The organism is Hymenobacter fastidiosus (assembly GCF_039539565.1).
GTDB classification, from domain to species: Bacteria; Bacteroidota; Bacteroidia; order Cytophagales; family Hymenobacteraceae; genus Hymenobacter; species Hymenobacter fastidiosus.
On record NZ_BAABDJ010000035.1, the window covers coordinates 167,082 to 191,878 of the forward strand.

A 24,797-nucleotide genomic window follows, 5' to 3' on the forward strand; every position below is an offset into this window, starting at 1 on the left:
TACAGCTTTATATGGCCAGGCGGGGCATAAAACACGGTCTGCCGCACTATGGGAAAACATCCTGACTCTTCAGCTCCGCCCGAGTTTACCGGCTTCGTGCGGGTACGCGGCGCCCGGGAGCATAACCTCAAAAACGTCGACCTGGATATTCCGCGTGATGCGTTGGTCGTCTTCACCGGCGTGTCGGGCTCGGGGAAGTCGAGTCTGGCCTTCGGCACGCTTTACGCCGAGGCGCAACGGCGCTATCTGGAGTCGGTTTCGCCCTACGCCCGCCGGCTGTTTCACCAGATGGCCGTCCCCGAAGTAGACACTATTGATGGGCTGCCGCCCGCCGTGGCCCTCCAGCAGCAGCGCGGTACGCCCACCACCCGCTCCTCGGTGGGCAGCGTTACCACGCTGTCGAATCTGGTGCGGATGCTCTACTCGCGGGCCGGGCACTACCCGCCGGGGCAGGGCATCGTGTACGCCGAGGGATTTTCGCCCAATACGCCCGAAGGAGCCTGTCCTACCTGCCACGGCCTGGGCCGCGTGTATGAGGTAACGGAGCGCACCATGGTCCCCGACGACGCGCTGACGATCCGGGAGCGGGCCATTGCGGCCTGGCCCCAGGCCTGGGGCGGCCAGAACCAGCGCGACATTCTCGTCACCCTGGGCTTCGACGTTGACCGGCCCTGGCGGGAGCTGCCCCGGCAGGACCGGGACTGGATTCTGTTTACCGATGAGCAGCCCGTAGTGCCGGTTTATCCCGGCTATTCGCCCGAAGAAACGAAGCGGGCGCTCAGGCGCAAGGAGCCGCCGAACTACATGGGCACGTTTACCGGGGTGAAGCGCCACGTGCTGCACACCTTCGCCAACACGCACAGCCCCCTGATGAAAAAGCGGGCCCTGCAGTTTATGCTCAGCAGTGAGTGCCCGCTGTGCCACGGCAAACGGCTGCGGCCGGAGTCGCTGGCCGTCACCTTTGCGGGCGTCGACATCGCCGACTTCTCCCGAATGCCCTTGCAGCGGGTGGCGGCTTTGCTGCTCCCGTATGCTGAAGGGCACAGTACCGGCAACAAGCAGCAGGATGCCGCCCACCCCGAGCAGGCCGTGGTGGCCCAGCGCATTGCCGCCGACCTGGTGGCCCGCCTCGCCGTGCTGCTCGACCTGGGGTTGGGGTACCTGGCCCTGGAGCGCAGCACGCCCACGCTGTCGCCGGGGGAGCTGCAGCGGCTGCGGCTGGCTACGCAGCTGTATTCCAACCTGTTCGGGGTCGTGTATGTGCTCGATGAACCCTCCGCCGGTTTGCATCCGGCCGATACGGAGGCGCTGCTGGCTGCTTTGGCGGATCTGAAGCGGGCCGGCAATTCCCTGTTCGTGGTCGAGCACGATCTGGACGTCATCCGCCAGGCCGACTGGCTCGTGGACGTGGGCCCGGCGGCCGGAGAAAAGGGCGGCGAAGTGCTCTACAGTGGCCCACCCGCCGGACTGGCGCAGGTGGAGGCCTCGCAGACGCGCCGCCACCTGTTCGACCACAACGCGCTGCCAACCAGCCAGTTGCGGACGCCTACCGGCTGGCTCCGGCTGCACGACGTACGGCGCAACAACCTGCACGGGCTCGACGTGGCTTTTCCCCTGGGCGTGTTTACCACCGTCACGGGCGTATCGGGGTCGGGCAAGTCGAGTCTGGTCAGTCAGGTACTGGTAGAGCTGGTCGCTGCTCACCTGGGACATGAGCTACCCGCCGAAGAGGAGGAGGGCGACCCGCTGGAGCGCAGTGCGCCGCGGGCTACCGGCGGCCATATCGGGAGTGGTATGGCCGCCATCAAGCGGCTGGTGCGCGTCGATCAGAAGCCGATTGGCCGCACGCCGCGCTCCAACATGGCCACCTACACCGGGCTGTTCGACCACGTGCGGAAGCTGTTCGCCGCCACCCCCGAGGCCCGCAGGCGGCGCTACGACGCCGGCCGCTTTTCCTTCAATGTGGCTAAGGGGCGCTGCGAAACCTGCCAGGGCGAAGGCTTCGTGATGGTGGAGCTGCTGTTCCTGCCCAGCGTGTACTCGCCCTGCCCCACCTGCCACGGGGCGCGCTACAACGCCAAAACTCTGGAAATCAAATACCATAATAAGTCCGTGGCCGAAGTGCTGGGGCTGACGGTGGATGATGCCTGGGCGTTCTTCGCCGATGAGCCGGTCGTGCAGCGGGCCCTTACGGTGCTGCGCGAAGTAGGGCTGGGCTACCTGCGCCTGGGCCAGCCCGCCACGGAGCTGAGCGGGGGTGAGGCCCAGCGCATCAAGCTGGCCACGGAGCTGCAGCGGGCGCAGCGCGGCAACTCGCTCTACATTCTCGACGAGCCCACCACCGGCCTGCACCCTTCCGACGTGGAAAAGCTCCTGGCTCAGCTCGATGGGCTGGTGGAAGCCGGCAACACGGTGATTGTGGTGGAGCACGACATGCGCGTAGTAGCCGGCTCCGACTGGGTGCTGGACATTGGGCCGGGAGCCGGGGAAGAAGGGGGCCGGGTAGTAGCGGCCGGCCCGCCGGCCGAAGTGGCCCAGGCGGCCGATAGCCGCACGGCGCCTTATCTGGCCCGCTTTCTAGCCGCGGGCAGGTAGCGCCTTTTTCAAGGTGGTGTACAAGGCCGTGCTGGTGGTCGCCTCACCCCCAGCCCCCGCATCAAGCAGCGTAGGGGCCGGGGAATGAAGCGTCTCGTTGAACGACTAAGCAACAGACCTGTTCCCAAATACCAAAACACAAAAACAGAACGTCATGCTGAGCGAAGTCGAAGCATCTCTACCGCCACGATAAATCTGATTACTACTGCGGTAGAGATGCTTCGACTTCGCTCAGCATGACCGTTCACTGAAGCGGCACCTCAACTCCCGCTCAGGAATTCCTGCCCGCGTTGGGTAGTCTGGTAGCGCTGATTGGGCGAGCTGGGAATATCGGGCAGTGTCAGCGCCAGCAGGCCGCGCTGGATGAGCGCATCGGTGTAAGCAGTCTTGAACCGGCTGCGGCTGCTGACCCCCAGCAGCTGCATAACCTCGGCCAGGGGCTTAGGCTCCAGGCACACGAAGAGCGTGGCCGCGAAATGGCGCAGTTTCACGGAAAGCAGCCTGTTCCCTTTTTGCGGTGGGCTTGTATCCTGCCACTCGGCAAAATCGGGTATTTCGTCATCTGGGACGGTTTTATCCAGGTTTAGCCTGTGCCCTTTTCGCATCCAGCTTGTACCCAACTCGTAGAATAACCGCTCAGGGTCGTCGAGATGAGAACGCAGTGACTCGCCCACGGCCAGTTGCTGGGCGGCTTGCTGGTCGACCTCGGCCACCCGTAGTTGCAGGCGGTCCAGCCACAGGTCGGCCACTACGCCAAGGGGGTACACCGCCAGTGGCAGGATGGTCTGGAATATGTTGCCATCGACAAAGCGGGGCACTGCGCCGCGCACGTACTGCGGCAAATATTTGGTGACGTTGAGAATTCCGGAGCCCAGCTCATCGACGCGCCCCAGCTGCAGGAAGAACTTGGCAATGCTGGGGTTTTTGGGGTAGGGGGCAAAGTTATCGAGCTGCACGGGGCCGGAACCGTGGTGCGGCACGTTGGCATTTTCAGCCTCAACCCGGTCAGCGTAAATAACGAGGGTAGTAGGCCGGGCGTTGGTATACTCGCGGTGCACCAGGATATTGGCCACTACTTCGCGGAATATCTTGTCGCGCAAACTTACCCGCGTGGTGCCTTCCAAATGAAAGGAATCGGGCAGGTGCTTGCCAATGAACTCCATCACCAGCACGTAGGTCTCAATCAGGTTGGTACGCACGTCGAGCCGGTCATCGTAACGCTCCAGGTTCTGGCGGCGCACTAACACATCGACGCGGTGGTGCGGCACAATCTGCGCAATCACCTCGTCCTGCCCGAATAGCAGCGCTGCCGCCAGGGTATAGCCCTCTTTACCGGTCTGGTAATCGCGCTTGAAAAGGCCGGCTTTGGCAAGCAGCTGCCGGTCGTCGAGCGCCAGCCAGGGATGTTCCGGGTTGCGGTTGGCCATCAGCCGCCGCACTTTGGGAAACAAGTCGGCCCGTAAGTCTTCAAAGCGCAGGTGTTCGTAGAGGGTGCCTTCCGTGTAGAAAAGCTTTTTGCGGTTGTAAAGCTCTGCTATCCGAGCCGGGTCGACAACCCGAAAGTCGCCATCCTCGCTGCGGTCGTACACGGCTCCTTTGGTCCGGTGCAGCTGCGAATCGGCTACTACCTGAACGCATAACACGATTTTGCCCTCGACCACTGCCTGGGTAGGAAACAGCACGCAAGCTGGGTCCAGCTTCTCAGAGTTGTTAGACTGGGTGGCAATGTTATTTCGGATGGCTTCTACCGCTTCCGGCTGTACTCCCAGGATAGTGCCGTCGTTTTTCACGCCAAGCAGAATCGTCCCCCCGTCCCGGTTAAGGAAGGCACAGGCGGTTTCAAAAAACGTCTCCGGTAGTGCGTAAGCCGCTTCCTTAAATTCCAGGTGAATACTCTCGCCTAGCGCAACAAGCCGGCGTACTTGCTCAAGAGTCATTAGCAGACGATAGGGTCTAGTAGAGGTAGTGTATTAGCATCTGTAAAGCTTGGTTGCTGCTCACACTGGAAGGAAAGGTAAGGATAAGGAGAATCGATTTGCTGAAAACACCCGTCATCGGAGCAAGATAGAATATGGTTGTTTAAACCAACGTTTAAACCAAAACCAAAACAGCCACCTAGCAATGAAGCTAAGTGGCTGTTAATCAATGAGCGAGAAACGAGGCTCGAACTCGCGACCCTCAGCTTGGGAAGCTATGATACAACCTCTATCGTGGTTACTCGCCATTTACTAAAAATGCTTTTAAATACCCTTAAACGGACTTTACCTTGTTAGCATTTATCAGAGCTAACTCGTTTTTTATTACATTTGTGTAAACCGCAGTGTAAACCACAAGTGGTTTACCTATCATGAGCAAGACCACTGACCATAAGGAAGGCAAAGCGGCCGTGAAGGTCATCTACTTCCCCAGCAAGACCCTGGCAGATGGCTCCCATCCCTTTCTGGTTCGTATTACAAAGGACCGGAAGCGTAAATACCTCGCTACAGGCAAGTCGCTACTTCCAAAGTATTGGAACGCAGAAAAGGGAAACTACCGCGATGCTATTCGCAAAAGCTACCCTGAGCCCTACCGTGAGCAACTGATAAAGGACCTTACCGATTGGGAGAAGAAATACAGCGAGGCGGCCGACACGCTGGCCAGCGCCGATGAACAACATGACGCGCCGGCTGTGGCGGCCAAAGCTATTGAGGGCCGCAAGGCAGCGCGGCGCATAAAGCTGCTGGCCTATTGTGATGAGCTGAGCGCGGGCTACCTCAAAACTGGGCAAGCCGGCAACGCTACAGTGTACCGTGACTTGCGCAACCAACTGGCGAAGTTCGTCGCGTCTGAAGCCAACGCGCCCACGCCACCCACTGGCCGGGGTCAAGCCGATGCTTGGACTGCTTGGATAAATCGACACGACGTACCTCTAGACCGAGTGAATGTGCAGTTCTGCACCGAGTGGGAGCAAACGCTACGCGCTACGGGCATAAAGGAAATAACCTTGTCACTGCGGTTCAGGACGCTTAGGGCAGTACTCAATCAAGCCATAGCGGCCGGGCTGGTGAAGCCCACGGCCTACCCTTTCGCCCGCACCGTGGCCGAAAAGCACAAGCTGCAAGTCGGCAAGTTTGACGTAAGCACGGGCAAGCGAGCCATTAGCCGCGACGAGCTGCGCAACCTGGAAGCCCTAACACCAATCACCGACCGCCAACGGCTCGCGAAAGACGTGTTTCTGTTCTCGTTTTATGGAGGTGGCATCAACTTCGTGGATTTGGCCCAACTGCGTTGGCGTGACCTGAGCGGGGCCGCCGTGGGCACCGGCCATGCCGACCGCCTGCACTACGTTCGCCAGAAGACGGGCGGCAAGTTCTCATTGCGGCTGTTGGCACCCGCCGCTGCCATCGTGGCCGCTTACCGGCCGTTCACCTTTGCCACGCCCGACAGCTACGTGTTCCCGGTGCTGGATTCGGCCAAGCACGTCAGCCCCGCTCAAGTGATGAATCGGCTGCACAAGGTGCTGGGGCAGGTGAACTCTGACCTAAAAACGCTGGGGCATCTCGCCGGCATTGCTACCCCCCTCACCACCTACGTAGCTCGGCACACCTTCGCCACCACGCTACGCATGAGCGGGGCCGGCACGGCGGTTATCTCGCAGGCGATGGGACACAAGACTGAAGCCGTTACGACAGTGTACCTCGACAGCTTTGCGTCTGATTTAATTGACACGGCTTTTGAAGGGCTGCTGTAAATGGCCCGCTCTTGACTGAATAGGAGCAGCACTGTTTGAGTAAGCCAGTACGGGCAGTATCTGGCTTCCACATCTTCGACCATGTTAATCGAGAAGAAGGCTAGCTGCCAACGTTGATGCCGTGGTGCAAAGGCCAGACAGTCCTATCAGTGACTACACATGGCTGCACTGACTACACATGGCTGCACTGTGCCCTGATGTAAAGGACAAAACCTGTGCTGACAGGTGCAAAATATTAGCGTCAGCTATCAGCTATCCTGTCTTGACAGGCATCGTAACAATCTGATAGACAGTCCTAATAAATAAAATTTTAAAAATAGACACTGGTGTACACCAGTGTCCGCTACCCAAGTAGCTGGTGCTTTGCAATCGTCAAACCAAAAACGATTACGCAATGACAAACCCATTCGATTTTTTAAATCATCGACTCGAAACGATCGAGGAGCTGCTCAAACGGCTGCTTCTACAACGTAGTCCCGACGCAACTCCTACCCTAGGCGGAATGGAGCTAGCCCAGCAAGTCACGAGACTTTCCAAGGCGCGCCTCTACAACCTTGTGTCCGCGCGGGCTATTCCTCACTCAAAAAGAGGAAATAAGCTATATTTTGATAGGTCAGAACTATTGGAGTGGGTAGCGGCTGGTAAGCGAAGCGAAAATAAAACGGTCACCAGCGCATGAGCACCAGCGACCGGAATTATTTGAATTTGCTTGGAATGCGATTCAAAAGTACAACGCAGAGCGAGATTAATTCCAGTGGAGGGGAGGACAAATGCTAACCTTCTCTTCCGCTGAAAACTACCAAGCCGCGATTTTGGCTGATGCTGCCCGCCTGGCCGCTGCGCCAGCAGACCCTGCTCCCGGCTGGCCCAAACCGGCTGCCCTGAAGCCCCGGCTTCTCCCGGTGCCGCTGTTTGATATGGCATTATTTCCACCAACCCTACGGGCATCTCTACTTGATGTATCACGTCGGATGAGTTGCCCGCCTGATTGGCCCGCTGTGAGTCTACTGGTGACACTGGGTAGTTTGATAGGAAACCGGTGCGGTATCAGGCCCAAACAACTGGACACAAGCTGGTTGGAGGTCCCAAATCTTTGGGGTGCCATTGTGGCCGAACCATCTTCGCTGAAAACGCCGGCCTTAAATGCTGCCTTGATGCCATTACAGCGGCTAGAGGATGCCGCCCGGAGGGAGTTCGACCAAAGCAATAGGCTTCATGAAGCCGCCGCTGAAGTATTGAAGGCTCGCAAAGAAGCTATCAAGAAAAAGCTGGCTAAGGCAGCTGATAAAGGCGATGAGCCCGAATTACAGCGGCTACAAATAGAATTGGCTGAACTTGAAGCTGTCGCGGCGCCCAAAGCCCGACGTTACATCGTCAACGACACTACCGTTGAAAAGCTGATAGAACTGCAAAATCAAAATCCGCACGGACTGTTGATGTTCAGGGATGAATTGACCGGGCTATTGATGAGCTGGGAAAAGCATGGTCGTGAGGGTGACCGGCAGTTTTTTCTCGAAGCCTGGACCGGAACCAGCGAGTACAGGTCCGACCGCATTGGCCGCGGCTCCCTTTATGTGCCCAGATGTTGTCTGGCGGTGCTGGGCGGAATTCAACCGGATAGGTTAGCTCAGTATCTGCATCAGACCCTGCACGGTGGCAATGACGGCATGACCCAACGCTTTTCGCTGCTGGCGTGGCCTGACCCAGTTCGATACAACTACGTGGACGAAGTGCCAGACTTGTCTGGTCAGCTTGACGTCGTAGAACTACTACGCCGTCTCGACCAGTTCGACCCGGTGCAGCTCGGGGCTACTTTGCTGTCCGAGAATGCAATTCCGAGCTTCCAGTTCAGTGCAACGGCTCAGGAAGTGTTCGTTAGCTGGCTCATTGCCTGGCAACGAGACCTTGAAGACACTGATGAGGCTCCGGCGCTGGTTCAGCACTTGGCCAAGTATCGAAAATTATACCCAGCTCTTGCACTGTTATTCCACCTGATTCAGGTCGTCGGTGGTCAAGCCGCCAGCGGTCCTGTCAGTTCCGAGGCGGCTAAACTGGCGGGCCAATGGTGTACATATTTCGCTGCTCATGCCCAACGCGTCTACACCTATGGAGCAGGTGTTGGAGGCGGGGTTGCAACTCTGGGCGAACGTATCAAAGAAAAGCAACTGCCTGACCGTTTCACGTTGCGTGACGTGCAGCGCAAAAACTGGCAAGGACTGAGCAATTATAGCTCTGTACGAGACGCCCTAGAGGGACTCGTTGAAGCGGATTGGATTCGGGAAGCTGCCCCAATGCCTGCTGCTGGCACAGGTCGTCCGCGGTCTGCCGCTTTCGAGATAAACCCGCGCTTATTTCTCCCCATCGTTTGATTGCCTAGCTGACAAAACCGACGAAAACCATTCCGTCAGTTTTGTCAGCTAGGAGGTCGCTAAATTATACTCAACACAAAAATGTCTAGCCCTTACCGCTTTACGCTCAAGCACCGCGCCGGACCTAAGTCCATGTGCCATAATTGCGATAGACCTAAGTGCTTCGTGCGCTACATCGATACAGACACCGGGGAATTGCTACCCTATATATACGGGCGTTGTGACCATGAAGTGAGCTGTGGCTATCACTTGAATCCCTACCGTGCCGACACAAACGGGATTAGCTACGCAAAACAAATCTACTTTAATGAAAAGCCGCAGCATGATTTTCCTCCGCCCCGCCCCAAAATCCGGCCGCTCGCTGTAACTCCTGCTGTAGTAGACTTTCCGACCCAATTGTACTTGGCATCATTAAGGGGCTATGGGCGCAACGCTCTGGCTATTCTTCTACGCCGGAATTTCGGGTTTGGGGTCGCTAACGACTTGATGCGACGGTTTAACCTTGGAACTTCGTCTCGCTGGCCTGGTGCCTGTATATTCTGGTTAATTGACCAACAGGACCGGGTGCGTGCCGGCCAAATAGTACTGCTTGATGCTACCGGCCATACCGTGAAAGACCCACACCGCCGTACCACGTGGGTACATACGGCACTCACCAATAACTACAAGCTTAAGGGACAACCAGTACCAGGCTGGCTGGCCGATTACAATGCTCAGGAACAGAAGAGTAACTGTCTTTTTGGCCTGCCTCAGCTAGCTAGCGCCCCTGCTTCACAGCTGGTAGCTCTGGTTGAAAGCCCTAAAACAGCTATGATAGCGACAGTGTACATACCAGAGTTTGTATGGATGGCTACAACGAGCAAGAGTTACCTTACGCTTGACCGCTTAATGCCTCTCAAGGGGCGTCAGGTGGTGCTGTTCCCGGACGCAGGCGCATATGCCCACTGGCAGGCCAAAGCCGCTGAATTTCGTGAACTGGGGTTTGATATGGAGGTGTCGGAAGCTTTGGAAAATAGGGTGACTGAGCAACAGCGAAAGGCTGACATTGACATAGCCGATGTATTTCTCAGTGCATGGCCTGGCTACCCCTGGAGTTGGGAACTGAAACCTCCTACTCCTGAAACGTTTACAGAACTCTAAAGAAAGTAAATGTTTTGAATTACACCCCGGGGTAAGGACCAGTAAAACGATGGTACTGACATCATACAATAAACTTGATTTATACCCATCAGAAATTGTGTGAAAGCTACCGGATGGTGATGTCTTCCAGGAGCGGGCAGTTCATCTCCTTGCGGATAAAAGCAATCAATGCTAGTTTATGTGGCTCCAGCCAAGCAGGGTTGTTGCCTTCAAATAAGATTAGCTCCCACTGGTACCTGTTGCGGCTGCGTGGACGGTGGTCCCAGATGATGTCTGCCACCGCTTTACATCCATAGAATAGGTTGACGATGCGGCTTATCTCTTCCTCCACATAGACCGATTCCTTACTCGATGGACGCTTCATCTCCAGAGTAGCCTTAGGAGCTAGCAGGCGACTCCTATGCACCCGGAAGTTGATTTCATTGATGCCCTTATCTTTGTGGCACACGCTGCAAAGGGTCTGGGAGTTGTCGAGGCTGGTCTCACCCCCAAACCGGAAGGGATTGATGTGGTCGACCTGCAAGGTTACCCGGCGCTTGGACCCATAGGTTTTACCACAGCACAGGCAGGTGTACTTGTCGCGCTGGAATACCTGCTGCTTTTCGTCCTCGGTCAACTCCCGCTGCTCGACCGTTTGCGGGGTAGAGGACGGCAGGTTCAATTCCGGCACGCTGCCGAACTTGCGGATGTGGTAGATACGGTTGCGAGCCGAGTCAAAAGCGGTTCTGAATCGGTCATAGCTCTTATAAAAGCGCTGCCACAGATAGGCACTGTCGTGGTAGGTGGCGTGCAGCTTATCCTGCACCACAAACTCATTAAACTCCAGCAGGTCACCAGCCAGCTTGTCAAGGTCGTGCTTGTTGCGCTCGACAAAGCTCTGGAAAGGAGGCACCGTCTTAGTCTGACCGTAATGCCGGGCAATTTTTATCAGGTCCGCATCGAGCAGCTTGCTGGTGTTATCGCTCAGGTCGAAGAACCCGGCTATCCAGAGCGCAGCCTGCTGCTGGGCGTAGGCCTCGTCGAGGCTGTCGTCTTCCCACTGCGCGGGCAGGTTCTGCTGGATGTGCGCGATGAAACGCACGAACTTGGGCTGGCACTTTTCCGACACCACCACAAACTCCCGGAAGCTGTCTGTTTCTTCGCCAGTGCTGGCCAGCACTTCGGTTTCGTACCAGCCCACGGGCAGGCTATCAAGATAAGCGTGGTCGGCAAAAACCAACCCGCTGTCGAGCTGCCGCGACAGGTCCTCTACCAAGCCGATGGAGATAAACTCGATGGGGTAGCCGCCCCGCGTGCGGGGTTCCGACTCCTCCCGGCCGCCGCCTTCCGGCGTGGCGAAGTTGATGACCTTCTTCCAGTTGTCAACGAAAAACACGATGTTGGCCACGTCTTTGTCAGCACCCCCACCCGCGGCCTTGCCGCGTAGGGCCCGGCCTATCATCTGCGTCAGCAGAATGGCGCTGGTCGTCTGCCGGGTGATGAACACCGTGTTAACGTTGGGCACGTCGGTGCCTTCTGACAGCATACGCACGTTCAGCAGCACGTCCAACTCGTTGTTGTGAAACTGACGCAAGATGCGCGTGTTCTCGGCCGTGTTGCGTTGGTTGCGCTCTTCGACCGTGCCGGCGCGAGCGTCAACGTGCGAGTACACCGCGTCGGCCCGCAACGTGATGCCGCGCTCTTTGGCGCGTTGCATCAACTTTTCTTTGAGGTACACGCACTGAAACCAGCGGTCCGCGAAGATGATGGTTTTGCCGTAGACTTGGTAGTTGTCGAGGTAATCGTTAACGATGTAGTCGTTTCGCCCGCTGTCCCGGGCCAAGCGCTCAATCAGGTCCTCGGGCAGGTCCTTATGCTGGCGCACCAAGCGGTCAAACAGGCTGTCGTCAACGGCGATGTCCTGGCCGGTGTTCTTCTGCACGTACTGGGGCAGGGCTAGGATGTTTTGACGAATGAGGTCGGCTTTTTCTACCTGATGGATGATACCATCCTTGAAAATGTCCCAGAGCCAGCCCCGGCGCCGGGCGTCGGAATAGCTGGGCGTGGCGGTGAGACCCAGGAAGTACGAGTTAGGTACTTTCTGGCGGATGCCGTCAGCAAAGCGATTGCCGCCAATCAGCAGGTTGCGACAACCATAGGCCGGGGCATGGTGCGCCTCGTCAAGTACCACGAACAGCCCGCTTTGGCGGGAATGCTCCAAGAATTTCTCAAAGGCCGTTTTGCGAGGTTGGCCGGTCGCATCCAGGGCCGCGGGCTCCGTGTTGGAGATGGCGGTCTGGGTCGTAATAATCAGCACGTCGTCGCTGGTGTCAATCTGCGAGGCATTGGAGTGCTCCGGGTCGCTTGACACCAGTCGCATGTTGACACTGCGCCGCTGGGGCACTTGCAGCAGGTTACTCTCGAAGGTCTTGTACGCCTGCTCCAGCAGGTGGCCGGTGTGGGCCAGCCACAGCACTTTCACATTTTTGGGCAGCACGTTGCGGCAAATCCAGTTCACCGAGGTGAAGGTTTTACCCGCACCAGTTGGCAGTACCAAAATACCGGCCTTGTGCTCCTTGTCCGAGAACGTGAACAGAGCGTTCAGCTTCTCAAAAGCGTCGCGCTGGTGCTCAAACGGGGTTTTGTGCATCGCGTGCGGATTATCCTGGCGCAGCTGTTCAAGGTCGGTTGATTGGTACATTATGGGTCAGAATCAATTAGCTAGTCAGACGTAGAGTTTAGGCCAACTAAAAGTAATGGTAATGATTTTGAAAAGGGTTATTGAAGCATAGACGGACACAATTTTAACACCAGATAGACTCTTGTCATGTTTTCCAAACGAAGGCCGGTATTCTGTAAGACGGTACCACCTGCTACAAGCAGCTGGCGGCTTCGTTACAACAAGTCCACACGGCGGCCAATCACACGCCTGGCATCCTACGAGGTGGCCTGTGTCTCTAACATGATGTGCGGGTCGCCGTACAGGTGCAAGCACGCCCAGGCTGCCGGGGTTGGATAAACTTCGCGAACGGCCATATTAGCGTTGAACATTGACGTACTGATATTGTGGCCATTCTGAAGGTTTTGGAGGAAAACAGGCAGCCATATTCCAGGAACGTACACGTGCAGCGCCCACGCCGGCGCAATGACCGCGCTGTAGCCTTTCCGCAGGTACCGTTTTACAAGGGAGGAGATGCTGTTCTTGAAAAACTCAGACCGCATGGACCCCGAGTGGCACACGAAAAAGACCAACACTTTGCCCTTGCCCACGACATTATCCAAATTGAACGTGAAGTGCTCGGTGGCTTGCTCGAAGTCCTCGGGTAGAAGTGTCTGCGATACTATCTGGGTTTCGGAAATGTTCCGGGCGCCGTGGGAGCACACGATGTTCAGGTCTGCACGAAGCGGCTCAGCCAACTCTATTTCTTCCGACACGGAAAAAGCGTGTGCAGACAAGGCGTCTTCTATTTTGCTATAAAGCGTGCTCAAAGCAAAGTCCCCGCTCGCAACCGGTATCCAGATGGACTTAGAGTAGTTTGCTGCCAGCTTTTGCTTGCCTGCATTGGCAGCAAACCACTCGCTCGACACAATGTTGGTGATGGCTCTTTCCCTGTGAATAAATTGACCATCAAGGCCGAGAAACAGATTGTGCGGATAGTTAGCCAACTCCATATCCTTGACAATCAGCAGTGTACGCTTGTAGGGGTTGATGTTTAACGTGGCGTAGGATAACTCTGCCACCAACTTCTGCTCAGCCTGCTCGTGCTCTTCCGGCAATACTTGCCTCACCCCGCCGCGCCGTTCTTTAACTGTGGTATCGAAGCCCAGGCCGGCGAATAACTCCTGGTGGAGGGAGTGCCGGTATAGGGCGTTTTCCCAGCTAGCTGGCTTGTAGAAGCTGAATTTCTCATCGGCCAGGTTTAACTGGTAAAGGGCTCCTTCGACCAAGGCCAGCCACGTTACTTCCTCCTGTGGTGTAATGGCGAAGATGCTGGGTAGCCCTGCTTCCTCCACATAGCGCCTGTACACTGGCTCATCAGCGGCTTGCTGCTGCGGTAAGATTGGGGCGGCGTCTTCGGCCGTAGTTGATTGAAACAACACACTGAAATCGGATCTGACCACCATGGCCAGCAGGAAGGAGGAAGCGTCCTGCTCGGCCACGCTGGTGGGAAGCAGCCGGCCCGAGAAGGTCAGGGCCTGGTCGTTGTCGTACACGAAGTCGTCGATGCTACGGGTGCGGTGGAGCTGCTGCAACGAGGTAAGCAGGTACTTCCTAAGATTCTGTCGGTCGCCTTCGACAATGCTCTTTACCCATTGCTTCATTTCGGCCGGGGCAATGTGCTCCAGAATGCTGATGTACTGGTCCAGCAACTGCAGCTGTTCAGGCTTTTCGGAATACAATCGCCGAATCTGATACAGCGTAGTGAGCCAGGGCATGGCCTCGTGCGGCCCTCCGTCAAATATGCTTTCTCGTTCCTGATTAAGGTAGTCGTAAATCTTATAAGGAAGCTCGGCTGCCTTATAGCTCAAAAGCACCGTGAAGTAGGTGTGGTCGAGGGAGTGCCGCTCATAATCCGATTCGTAAACCAGTGGGGGACGCTCTTCATACACCTTGACAGCAAAAAGCGCCAAGCCCAGGCCCCGGAACATCTTCAGGGACTGCCAGACCAGCTCTCTAATAAACCGGGTGGAAATGGCACCCATGGCACTCCTATCCCGCGTGGCATATAAAGTCAGGTTCGCATACATCAAAGCAGCCTGCGCATTCTTGCTGATGGAGTAGAACCGAAAACAGCAGAAAAACCCGAGTTCAGGCACCCCGTCGAGGAAGGAAGCCATGAGAAACTCTTCGCACACGTCCCGTCCCAGTTGGTAATGCTCGGAAGAAGCCAGACGGTCGAGAAATATACCAACCGCGTGGTAGAACGACTCGATGTTGTTGCTGAGGAGCAACGTTTTCCGGAGGACAGCGAGGTTGAGTGACCAGTCGTTCACCTCTTCTAACGACCAGACCATCTTTTTGGATCCGTCTTGCAGCAGGTGGACATATACGGAAGCTATAGATTCTGCCTCGGCAACAGTTAACGAACTGATATTCGGATTAAAGTTGTGAATGCGCACTTGGTTGTCCGCAGCAAGGGTAACCTGTAGGGCATCCTTTAACTTTTGAAACGCAGCATCGTCAGGCTCCCGCTGCATAAAAGCCGTATCGGGCTTCTTGGTGTTCTTGATGGCCACGATTTCGGGGTATATCTCGAAGAAAGTGTCCCCACTGAGCGATATTGCCGTTATGCCGATTTGCTCCAACACGTCCAGAAAGGAGGCGATATGGTGCCGGTAGGTATCGTAGTCTCTCAGCAGTTCGCGCAGGATACGCGGGTATAAGCCGACCAGCTCCTGGAGGTGAGTATCGGAGCTTAACAGGTTATCCGTGAATGCTTTTTTGCGAAAGTCGGCAATGAATTGCTTTACCATAGTGCATGCTTAATGACCGTCAAATTAGCTGCCCTCGTCTTGCCGCCCGGTCAGCCGCATGCGCCCTGGGAAGGACAGGCGCAATGGCGTACGCCGCAGTACACCACCCTTAGAAGATTTACTAATGGTTGGCTAAGCCAATTAAGTAGTTCGTTGGAATAGTTTTTACAATTAGGCGGTCATGCTGACGACAGGAAGTATTTCGCAAAGTCCAGTAAATCAATAGTTCATGCGAGATGCTGCGCTTTGCATGACTGCCTAATTGCATAATCAATTCAGCCCAACTACTTATTATGCGCCCAGCAAAAAGAGAGTTATCTGTGTAGTACTTCATACCGCCTTAAGAGAAATTGAATCTGGAACAAGTGCGGTTCTGGCCTCTTGGCGCAGAGTCATGCCCATAAAGAAACCCCCGGCTGGTGGAACAACCGGGGGCTCTGAAGCGAGTGCTGGTACACCTTGACTTCTACTCTATGAAACGGGAGTACCCAAAGTTAACTCACTATAACGAGAACCCTAGCTAACAGCCTCACTTATCCTGCTTACTGACCAGAAAATTAGTCTGAAGGCAAATAACTCCGTGGCTCAACAAGGTGCACCTTTCTGATACCCCCCTCCCTTGCTCTGGCTAGCAACTGTAAAAGGCCGTTTTTACGGCTCAAGAAGTGGGTTCTGAAAGTTTTTATGAATTAACTTTATGACCCATACTTACTGAGCCATGCAGCATATTTTCGGCTACGCCCGCGTTTCCGCTACTGACCAGAATCTCGATACCCAGCTGGACGACCTGACTCGTGCCGGGTGCTCACGCATCTTCCAAGAGAAGGTTTCTGGTACTCGCACCAGTAGCCCAGCGCTCGATGAGCTATTGGCCGCGGTGCGCGAGGGCGACGTGGTGGTAGTGAATCGGCTGGCGCGGCTGGGGCGCAATACGGTGCACACGATTCAGCTCGTAGAAGAATTCAACCGCTGCGGTGTACACTTTCGGGCGCTCGACCTAGGCATCGACTCACGCACCCCAGCAGGCAAGATGATTATTGGCGTGTTCTCGTCCTTCAACCAATACGAGCGCGAGAACAACCGTGAGAAGAGTTTAGCAGGCATTAACCTGGCTAAGCAACAAGGTAAGCATCTGGGTCGGCCAGCCGGGCGAGATACCGAAAAATTAACTAAAGTGGCTAAGGCATTGGAAAAGGGATTATCGATAGCTGAAATTGTAGCGCTAACCGGTATCAGCCGTGCAAGTGTAAAGCGCTATCGGCAGGAGCTTTTTGCATAAATTTCGCTTTGGGAAATTACAAAGCGGTCATCTAAGTAGTTAAGCCTAAATAATCGACACCGATTTGAACGCTCTGCTGAGCGCAGCCGAAGCGCCTCGCATAGTCGAATAAGCCTTCGAATGAGGCACGGACAACTGCGAGATGCTTCGATTTTACTTGGTATGGCGCTCTTCTTTATTAATGACGATTATTTAGGTCGAACTACTTATCAACTATCAATAAAAGCGAAACACGTTCGAAAACAGTAGTTTTGCGAATGGCCCAATCTGATTTTAGAGAGTACCAGCCTGGAGATATATACTCTTTCTAGGAATCATATCCAGATGCTCGACATCCATTTGCGATTGTAGGCCGGTTTGATGAGCAGTACTACCTCGGATGTATGATTACCCACGGTGACACTGAAAAGTGGCCTGACAACATACCGATGGAACCCGAAGATTTTAAACAGGAGTTTGACCAAGGCAGAGAAGCGACTGTTGTGTATTCGGAGAGTCGAGGCGTAGGCTCACATTTTGTCAAAGTGGCTCTTTTGAAAGAAGTTGACCTTGCCGTTGCATGGTCAGGGCAACTATCATCTCAGGGGTTGGAAAAGATGTGTAGAGCCATCGAAGGATTGAACCCTGAGATGTGGCGTCAATACAAGGTCAATTCTGCTGAGAAGCTTAAAATCAGTACGGGCAAAAGATGAATGCTGCCATTTACGCCCGCGTCAGTACCAAAGACAAGGGTCAGACCAACGAAAACCAACTCCGCGAACTACGAGTTTTTGCCGAACGGTTGGGCTATACTATATATAGGGAACTAGGAAAGTGGAGGGTCAGCTGAGCGGCCACGGTTTCGGAAGCTATTTGCCGATGCCTATAAACGCCGTTTCGATGTGGTGTTGTTCTGGAGCCTGGACCGTTTTAGTCGTGAAGGGGTAACCGAGACGCTCAATCATTTGCAACGGCTCACGGCAGTTGGGGTGCAATTCAAATCATTCACGGAGCAGTATCTCGATGGCACTGGGTTGTTCCGGGATGCTATCATTGGTTTCCTGGCTGCTATTGCCAAACAGGAGCGGGTGCGTTTTTCGGAGCGTATCAAGGCGGGTCAGGCTCGGAGTAGCAAGGCACTAGGTCGTCCACCATTAGCAGATACTGTCATTGCTGAACTGCGAAGGTTGCGGAGCGAAGGACTCAGCTTTAAGAAGATTCAACTAGCCACGGGAGTGCCGGTAGCAACGATGCACAAGTACTTGGTAGCCGATGATAAAACAATGCCGGTATAGTTGTATAATTTGTACTAAACGATGAATGGGTGCCGTGTTTTGTCTTCCTGAGGTGAGGTTTTCTTCTTGTTTTATAAGGCTAATTTTTGCCATGTTTTATTAGTTTTGTTTAAGAAAGAAATAGTTTTAACAATGTTTAAATTATTAATAGTTAAAGTGTTGAAATAATAGTTGGAATAAGATTGCGGGTTATTATCTTGCTAGTGAACAAGGGTTTTTGATGAGCAAATTAACGCTTCAAATCAGGAATTGCTTCTGCTTAACAAGTATCACTAATCATCTACGCATCGTGATTTTCATTCCAGATTTACTCGTTTCAGAGTGGTCGCAAAAAGGCAGTGGGGGAAACAATAAGAGCTACCTGACGACCCCAAACTGTGCGGCTACGGGGAGCAAGAAGTGTTCTGACGTTGTCAAAACCCGTTCGGCTATCGCCTCACTCTTCTCGCCTCTGCCGGGGGCTCTAACCTTCTAACTTCTAGTTGGTCATGACGCCTCAAAACGATACTCCCGAAGAGTCTAAAAAGAAGCGCGGACCTGGCCGCCCGAAGCAGGATGTCCACTACGCTTCGTTCACCATCACCATGCCGGCCGCCGACTTTGACCGGCTGAATGAGCAGGTAGCCGACACCGGCCGTAAGCGGTCTGAAATACTGCGCATGGCCTGGAATGACAAGCCTATCACCTTACGGCACGAGCCAGCTTTGGACGAGCATTACAACCAGTTGGTGAAGCTGGGCACGAACCTAAATCAGTTGATGAGTTTAGCACATTTAGGGCTTGTACCGCCCGCTCAGGTGCAGCACATTTTGGCACAGGTGGACCAGAAGATGGCGGAAATTAACGGCTGTGGGAACTGATGACTGCGAAGACCAAAACAGGTAAGACCTTTCCGGGCCTCGTCAAATACGCTATGCAGGAGTGCAAGGAAGCGCGGGTGCTGGGGGCGGAAGGGGTGCGTTCGGACAGTGTTGCGCACATGGCCGCCGACTTCGATTTCCAGCGCGACAAGCGGCCGCGGCTGGGCAACGCCGTGCTGCACGTGGCCATCTCACTGCCGAAGGAAGAAGCTGTCGGCAAAACGCGGGAGCAGGTTGGCGAGATGCTTAGGCAGGCGGCGGAGGCGTGGCGCAAGGAGATGAAAATTGAGAATACGCAATGGGCGCTAATACAGCATTTCGACCGCGACCATTCCCATGCACACCTCATCATCAACCGCGTCGACAATACTGGCAAGACAATCTCTGACCAGTTCATTGGCAAGCGCAGCCGGGAAGCTGCCAAGGAAGTGGAGCGTCAGCTAGGGCTTATATCGGCGGAGCAGCGCGGGCGGGAGCACGCTAAGCAGCCGGGGCCAACTCCAAGTCAGCTGAAGGCTCGCACGCCCCGAGAGGTGCGGCAGGCAGACTGGCAACGGACGCGGCACGAAGTGGCGAACGCATTGGCTCCCCAAAAGGGCAAGACTGGCTCATTCGACGACCTGCAAACCAAGGTGGTGTGGAATGGCATTGTGGTAAAGCCACTTATGCATAAAAAGGCCGAAGGGATGGTCGTGTACGGGGTCGTCTTCTCCAAAAACGGCTTCAATTTTAAGGGCAGCGAGGTCGGTAAGGATTTCAGTGCTGGCAACCTGCAAAAATCGTTCGCGGAGTATCGGGCCCAATCTTCCGCACAGCATGATGCTGTTCAGCAGTTGGGGACTGCCTTTGCTGCTGGAGCCCTGGGGCAGCTGTTTGCCGATGGCGCGAAACAAGCCCAGACAAAAAAGCAGGATAGCATCCCGAAACCTGCCGTGCAGGCAGCACAGATTCCCGTGCTACCCCAAAATGACTTTGAATTTGGTTTGTAATAACTCATTTATTTCCTGACACTTATGGAGCCTATCGACGTTTTCTCGAAAATAACTTACCTGGAGGAGGGTATGAAGAAGCTGCTAGCCGAGAAGGCCGCGAGCAGCGAAGAAGTACAGCAACTGCTGGCGGCTGTCGAGGCCAAAGCCCAGCCGACCATAACATTCGACACCGAAGCACTGGCGAAGCATCTGGCTCCACTGTTGGCAGCTCAAATGCCGGCCTTGAATGCTGCTGCCGTGGCTAAGCAACTGGGGCCGCTGATATCGGCCGGGCTGCCTACCTCTGACACCCTGCGGCAGGCAGGCAGCGACACGGCGGCCAGAATAAATAAGGAGTTCGCCCAGCAGGAGAAGCGGACGCTTGATTTTGTCGGCTACCTAAGGGGAGAGATGCTGGTAGTGAAGGACCAGGTAGAAGAAATAGTGGACCAGATGCCCAAGTCGGTGGGCCTGGATATTTTTCGGGATAAGAGAATCTTGGCAATGGTGCTGGGGACACCTATCGTCTGTTTACTGGCTCTCATTATCTACAGCTCGTTTTTCCGGGTATCTAAAGGACAATATGAACAGTTGCAACAGCAGAGCATCCTTTTACAGCAACAGCGTACCCTCTTGAAACAACAGAGTGACCGAATGGCCGATGCAGGCATCTTCTATTCAAACCAGATAAAGGGATACAAGCGGAAGTATCCGAAGTCTGCTGGTTACTTCCGCGACTATCGTCCCATGTCGTTGGCGCAACCGGTGAAGTCTGTAGCACATTAAGCGGTTGACCTAGCCGCCTCATTGTTTCTCCGATGCTTACTCAACTTCGGGTGATTCGTCCTCGTGGTATGTAGAAGCCACTGCGTTTCGAAACAGTAGCGAATGAGCTACTTCAGCTTCCTTCTGCTCATCTACATACCATACGGCACCATCTAAATACGTCAAATCGAAGCTCTTAATAGCATCAAAACCTCCGGCTTCGGCGGCTACGCCAACGAGTTTTCGGGTGTTGCCAAAGTTGCGAAACTTGACGGCCAAGCAGTAAGCACGTAGGGCTTTAAAACGCTCTGCTCGATAGTCCGCCTCGGGCACGCCCTCGGCATGAGGCAACAGCAGAAACAAGTATTGCACTCCCGTATCTTCGGTTGCGCTGGTGTGTTTTACCCGGTATTGGCCGGGCTGCGATTGTTCTATCATTTGTCGGAAAGCCTTAGCCAGCATCCGCCGACTCAGCCGGGGCTCTTGAGCCATGAGCCGTAACCCGGCCTCCCGGCTCGCAAACGACGTGTCGGTGCTTAGTGGGTGAGCCTTGCCGGGGGCGGTATTTGTATAAAGGTGTTCTATTAGCTCATCCCAGGTGTAGCTGCCTTTATCGGCCGCATGTTTAGATTGGTAGTAAGGACTACGGATGAAATCGCGCCAGTACCCTTCTTCAATGCTCACACCCTCATAACCCGGCGAAACTGGGAAGAAGTGTTGGCCAAACGTGGGGCTGTCCTCATCTTGGTCGGTGCTATGCAAGTAGTGAGCAACGAAATCATCTTCTCCAGCTGCCCATATTTTTAAGCCTTGATGCACTAGCAGAGCCTCTTTCTTCTCTAAATATTCCACGAAGTCGGTTATCGTGTCCAGCATTCCCATTACGGCCGCTAGCGAGGCATCATCGAAGACATGAACGTAGCCCTTGGCGGGGTCCACCAAGCCTACAGTGAAGGGCTCCGGCTTGAACCGCTGGGTGTCGTAGTGCGCGGGACCCACTACCTGATTGTCTAGCATCAGACTGCCTGTGCCGCCAAATTCTGCCTGGCACGGCCCCGAGGCACCATGCGCTACCACGATGCGATGCACCTTCATGTTGGCGGCAGCGGGTAGAGGCACCGGGAACGGGTGCTGGCAATCTTTGTCCAAGTACACTCGATTGGGGTGCTGTTTCAGCCACCGCTCGGCCCCATAGAGCTGGTCGGCACCAGCAGCTACAGCCCGCTTGTACCACCGGCTCCAATTTAGAATTGGGTCCGCCGTAGTAGGGTATTGGCAGTGTTTACTGGAGAAAATAATGACGTGGTGGTTAAACACCACCAGTAAGTCGCACAATTCTTTACCATCGCCACCTTGCGTGCTGGCGTTTTGGTTACGAAACGGGCTGGCATAGCTCCAAAGCGTTAGAAAGGACCGCTCACCGAGTCGAGCCAGGTATTGCTCGGCGGCTGTTCCACCAGGATTTTTTCGGAACTCCGACATGAGACAAAGCTGAAAAGCGTGTTAAGGCACAAACCTAACTTGGGTTAACTCCAGTTTAGGCACCTTTTTCTTCATCAGGGTCAGATACAGAGCGGCAGACTTGCGTTTATCATCCTTACACACGCTCTACTATCGAAAATCGTATTGCTTAATCAGCTGCTCGTATGGTGTTACCCCCGTGTTGTGTCACTCGAGGCCGAGTCAGGATTTTAATGGGCTGCTGAGTCACCAACTTATTATTGGAGCGAGTAGCCCACAGGAAGGCTTCACCGGGTCCTAACTGCGAAAGGTCAGCGGGCGTGAGCTTGTCGAATTGGACAATAGACTTCTGTATGTGCTTAAGCCACTGCGGTGAGTTAAAGCGGTGAACAAGAACCGCCGAGCTGAGCTCGATGATAGCATTAGGCAAACTAGGAGGGTCCTGACTAGCAATTAGTAAGCTAACGCCCTTATGGCGCATTTCCCGAATAGCCGTTACAATGCTTCCCGTGAGGTCCTCGTTGCCCATGTACTTGTGGGCTTCATCGAAGACGATGAACTTGTTGAATGTTTCGCCGGTGGGCAAGCGTGCGTTGGCGAAGATGTTTAGCATGATGACGAACAGTCCCAGCGCATCGTCTTGGTCTAGGAACTCGTCGCGCAAATCCACTACCAGCAGCCGACCGGGAGCCATTAGCTGCCCTAAACGAGTAGAATCGTCCAGATATTCGGCAGCCAGCGAGAGGCGCGAAAGCGCTAATTCACGTTGCGAAGTATTAAGCAAAGACGTACTTTGAATGGCAGTGCGCAAACCTGTTAGCGTCAAGTTACCCCGTAGGTCGCGCATGATGCTGTTTAGGTGCTTCATGTACAATGCCTGACTGCCAATGGCACCCATCAGAAAGCGCCAGTCTTGAATACTCAATTCGGCTGACGACAACGAGAGTGGCTTAACCTCTAAGTCGGGGTATTCGGCTTGCCGCTCGGCCAGTTTGGCTTTGGGAACCACCAATATCACGTCGTTCATGCCCTGAGGCCGCGCATTATACCACTCTTGCAAACGGTTAATTTCGCCGGGCTTGCGGTTAGGTGCCGTCATGGATGTAAACTCAGGCTTGTAGTCCTGACTTTCGCTGTAATGGAAAATTACTCCCGCCAGCGGCTTAGGCAGCGCATTCACGTTAGGAATGTGCTGCAATACCATCTCCGTAATGGTGCCGATGGAGTAGCTTTTGCCAGCGCCCTGCACCCCAAAGAGACTGATGGTCTGAGTGCCGTTTAGGTCTAGCGCCACACTCTGGCCGTGGGGCGTGCGGCCCAACATTCCATACTGCGACGAAGGCTCATTCTCACCTACATAAATATTGTAAGCTGGTGGTGTGGCTGCCGGTTGCGTCTCAGTACTATCAGCCCCTGGTTCTTCCCGAGTGGGGTTGTGCTCCCCACCAGAAATTACATCTACTCCTTCTGCATTGGTCACAACCGGACCAATCGCGTCAACTAGTAAAGGAGAGGCAACTGCTTCATCTACTAGGTTAGGTGTGGCCGTAACGGCAATGGTAGGTGACAGTTTGGGGGTGGGGACCGCCGGGTGCGGGGGTTGCTCAAGGCTAAGCAAAGCAACTACCCCATCAGTAGTTGTTACGCGTCCATTGGAAGTTGGCAGCTCTTTGGTTTGCAGAGGCCGGCGGCGCGTCAGGTCATCGCGGAGGCGGTGCCATTCGGGGGTGGGACGGCGCGTGTTGAACGTGGATTCGGGGTCCAGCAGGGCGTCAATACCAGGACGGCCCACGCGGTAGTACACCGTGTCGCCGTACTCGTCACGCTGCACTTTTACCGGGCTGTCAAGGTTGAAAACGATACCGCGACGGGTGAACTCCATCTGATAGGGCACTGTGGTAAGTTGCCCCAGATAGGCGCGTAGGCGCTCGGGCTCATCCGCACTTAGCAGGCCGTAGCGAGCGGCTCGTTCGGCGTAGAACTGCAACAACTCGCTCAATTCGCGGCTGCGCAAGGGTTGGTCGAACCGGGTGGTGCTGGCAAATTGCTCGAAGTCGAAACGCTGCCGCAGGTGCAGAATGGTGTTCGTGAGCTGGTCGCTCATCTGCTCGCACAATTGGCTCCATTCACTGCTACTCAAATCGGCCGTGCGCACTTTTATTTCCACCACCTGCACGTGGATGGTGTTGCGTTCGGGGTCAGCGTCTACCAGTAGCAAGTCAGCCCGGCTTTGGCTGGCATTCTCCTCACTCGCCTTGAAAAAATGTTGGTGCAGGTCAATAGGAATGATAAACTGATAGTCCAGCAAGCCCTGCTTCTCTAAGAGCCGCTTGGCCAGGGCAATGCCTGCGTATTCGAGCACCTTGGTTTGGTGAGGCTGGCTGCTCAGCTTCATCACCAACGAGCCGCTGACCGTGCGCAGGTCGTTGAGCACGTCCTGGGTTAAGACCTCCAGCCGGCCGGGGGCCAGGGTGCCGGTCAGCACCTGCATAACGGGGGCAAGCAAGTGAATTAGTTCCGCACCGGGCTTGCTAGTCAGAAACGTGGACACGCCCAGGAACTGTTGCCCAGGCAGATAGTCCAGCAGAAAAGGCACCTGGCCGTCTTCCACGGGCAGGTCAAATAGTTCGGGTCCTAGGTGCCGGTCAAACGTGACAACCCAATCCGAATAGGAATGTATTTTATCAATTAACACGCTTTCCGGGCCACCCAGCCGCAGCTCTGTGGCAGGCAGCGAGGCCGTAGGCTTGCCAGCCAGACACGTGGCTGTGAACTCACTGAGTTGCTGAAAAGCTTGGTGAACGATTGCTCCAATAACGCCAGCATCAGCCTCGGGCATGGCGCCCGGCGTAATGTATCGCGTCCATGTGTAGGTGTCGGGCGAGCGGGTGGCCAGAAA

At 55.0% G+C, this 24,797-nt stretch carries 16 protein-coding genes and 1 pseudogene; 12 read left to right on the plus strand and 5 right to left on the minus strand.

The annotated features are described in order from the left end of the window. The first annotated feature begins 48 nt into the window (after window positions 1–48). On the plus strand, window positions 49–2,595 hold the full coding sequence (locus tag ABD833_RS14965; protein ID WP_345074067.1) for an excinuclease ABC subunit UvrA: 2,547 nt from the start codon (window positions 49–51) through the stop codon (window positions 2,593–2,595). Between the two features lie 260 nt (window positions 2,596–2,855). On the opposite strand, the gene ABD833_RS14970 is transcribed toward ABD833_RS14965, so the two are convergent. After that, on the minus strand, window positions 2,856–4,532 hold the full coding sequence (locus tag ABD833_RS14970) for an RNA-binding domain-containing protein (RefSeq protein WP_345074069.1): 1,677 nt from the start codon (window positions 4,530–4,532) through the stop codon (window positions 2,856–2,858). A 410-nt stretch (window positions 4,533–4,942) separates the two neighbouring features. Here ABD833_RS14970 and ABD833_RS14975 point away from each other — a divergent pair, with 410 nt between their 5' ends. From ABD833_RS14975 to ABD833_RS14985, 4 genes are all read left to right on the plus strand, one after another. Next, window positions 4,943–6,325 carry a site-specific integrase gene (locus tag ABD833_RS14975; RefSeq protein ID WP_345074070.1) on the plus strand — a complete coding sequence of 461 codons (1,383 nt, stop codon included), beginning with the start codon at window positions 4,943–4,945 and terminating at the stop codon, window positions 6,323–6,325. Window positions 6,326–6,827: 502 nt separating this feature from the next. Beyond that, window positions 6,828–7,004, plus strand: coding sequence for a helix-turn-helix domain-containing protein (locus ABD833_RS19390; protein WP_425553685.1), 177 nt, complete (start codon window positions 6,828–6,830; stop codon window positions 7,002–7,004). Between the two features lie 91 nt (window positions 7,005–7,095). Beyond that, complete coding sequence (locus ABD833_RS14980; RefSeq protein ID WP_345074071.1) at window positions 7,096–8,694, plus strand: YfjI family protein; 1,599 nt, start codon at window positions 7,096–7,098, stop codon at window positions 8,692–8,694. An 81-nt stretch (window positions 8,695–8,775) separates the two neighbouring features. Then, the gene (locus ABD833_RS14985) at window positions 8,776–9,834 is read left to right on the plus strand and encodes a DUF6371 domain-containing protein (protein WP_345074072.1); all 1,059 of its coding nucleotides are present in this window, start codon (window positions 8,776–8,778) and stop codon (window positions 9,832–9,834) included. Window positions 9,835–9,940: 106 nt separating this feature from the next. Here ABD833_RS14985 and ABD833_RS14990 read toward each other — a convergent pair whose 3' ends face one another. Together ABD833_RS14990 and ABD833_RS14995 are read right to left on the minus strand one after the other, a co-directional pair. Continuing rightward, a complete protein-coding gene (locus ABD833_RS14990) occupies window positions 9,941–12,514 on the minus strand; it encodes a DEAD/DEAH box helicase family protein (RefSeq protein WP_345074073.1) in 2,574 nt (857 codons plus the stop codon). Window positions 12,515–12,750: 236 nt separating this feature from the next. Further along, window positions 12,751–15,288: a hypothetical protein gene (locus ABD833_RS14995; RefSeq protein WP_345074075.1), complete on the minus strand. Its 2,538-nt coding sequence runs from the start codon at window positions 15,286–15,288 to the stop codon at window positions 12,751–12,753. A gap of 718 nt (window positions 15,289–16,006) precedes the next feature. Between ABD833_RS14995 and ABD833_RS15000 the strand changes: the two genes are divergently transcribed. The 7 genes and pseudogenes from ABD833_RS15000 (at window position 16,007) to ABD833_RS15025 (ending at window position 20,458) form a co-directional block, all read left to right on the plus strand. Continuing rightward, window positions 16,007–16,567 (plus strand): recombinase family protein, encoded by a 561-nt coding sequence (locus ABD833_RS15000; protein WP_345074076.1) that lies wholly within the window; start codon window positions 16,007–16,009, stop codon window positions 16,565–16,567. A gap of 383 nt (window positions 16,568–16,950) precedes the next feature. Next, complete coding sequence (locus ABD833_RS15005; RefSeq protein WP_345074077.1) at window positions 16,951–17,259, plus strand: hypothetical protein; 309 nt, start codon at window positions 16,951–16,953, stop codon at window positions 17,257–17,259. Then, complete coding sequence (locus tag ABD833_RS19395) at window positions 17,256–17,396, plus strand: recombinase family protein (RefSeq protein ID WP_425553681.1); 141 nt, start codon at window positions 17,256–17,258, stop codon at window positions 17,394–17,396. Before ABD833_RS15005 ends, ABD833_RS19395 begins: the two co-directional genes overlap by 4 nt. Next, a pseudogene (locus ABD833_RS15010) lies at window positions 17,392–17,841 on the plus strand (recombinase family protein); the annotation flags it as partial. The gene ABD833_RS19395 and the pseudogene ABD833_RS15010, both read left to right, overlap by 5 nt. A gap of 488 nt (window positions 17,842–18,329) precedes the next feature. Next, on the plus strand, window positions 18,330–18,701 hold the full coding sequence (locus ABD833_RS15015) for a plasmid mobilization protein (protein WP_345074079.1): 372 nt from the start codon (window positions 18,330–18,332) through the stop codon (window positions 18,699–18,701). Continuing rightward, window positions 18,701–19,690, plus strand: a complete 990-nt coding sequence (locus tag ABD833_RS15020; protein ID WP_345074080.1) for a relaxase/mobilization nuclease domain-containing protein — start codon at window positions 18,701–18,703, stop codon at window positions 19,688–19,690. The genes ABD833_RS15015 and ABD833_RS15020 overlap by 1 nt, the downstream gene beginning before the upstream one ends. A gap of 24 nt (window positions 19,691–19,714) precedes the next feature. Continuing rightward, window positions 19,715–20,458, plus strand: a complete 744-nt coding sequence (locus ABD833_RS15025; RefSeq protein ID WP_345074082.1) for a hypothetical protein — start codon at window positions 19,715–19,717, stop codon at window positions 20,456–20,458. A 36-nt stretch (window positions 20,459–20,494) separates the two neighbouring features. Here ABD833_RS15025 and ABD833_RS15030 read toward each other — a convergent pair whose 3' ends face one another. Both ABD833_RS15030 and ABD833_RS15035 read right to left on the minus strand, forming a co-directional pair. After that, complete coding sequence (locus ABD833_RS15030) at window positions 20,495–21,919, minus strand: hypothetical protein (protein ID WP_345074083.1); 1,425 nt, start codon at window positions 21,917–21,919, stop codon at window positions 20,495–20,497. A gap of 148 nt (window positions 21,920–22,067) precedes the next feature. Continuing rightward, entirely contained in the window at window positions 22,068–24,737 is a 2,670-nt protein-coding gene (locus tag ABD833_RS15035) for an ATP-binding protein (RefSeq protein WP_345074084.1), read from the minus strand. Window positions 24,738–24,797 lie beyond the last annotated feature (60 nt).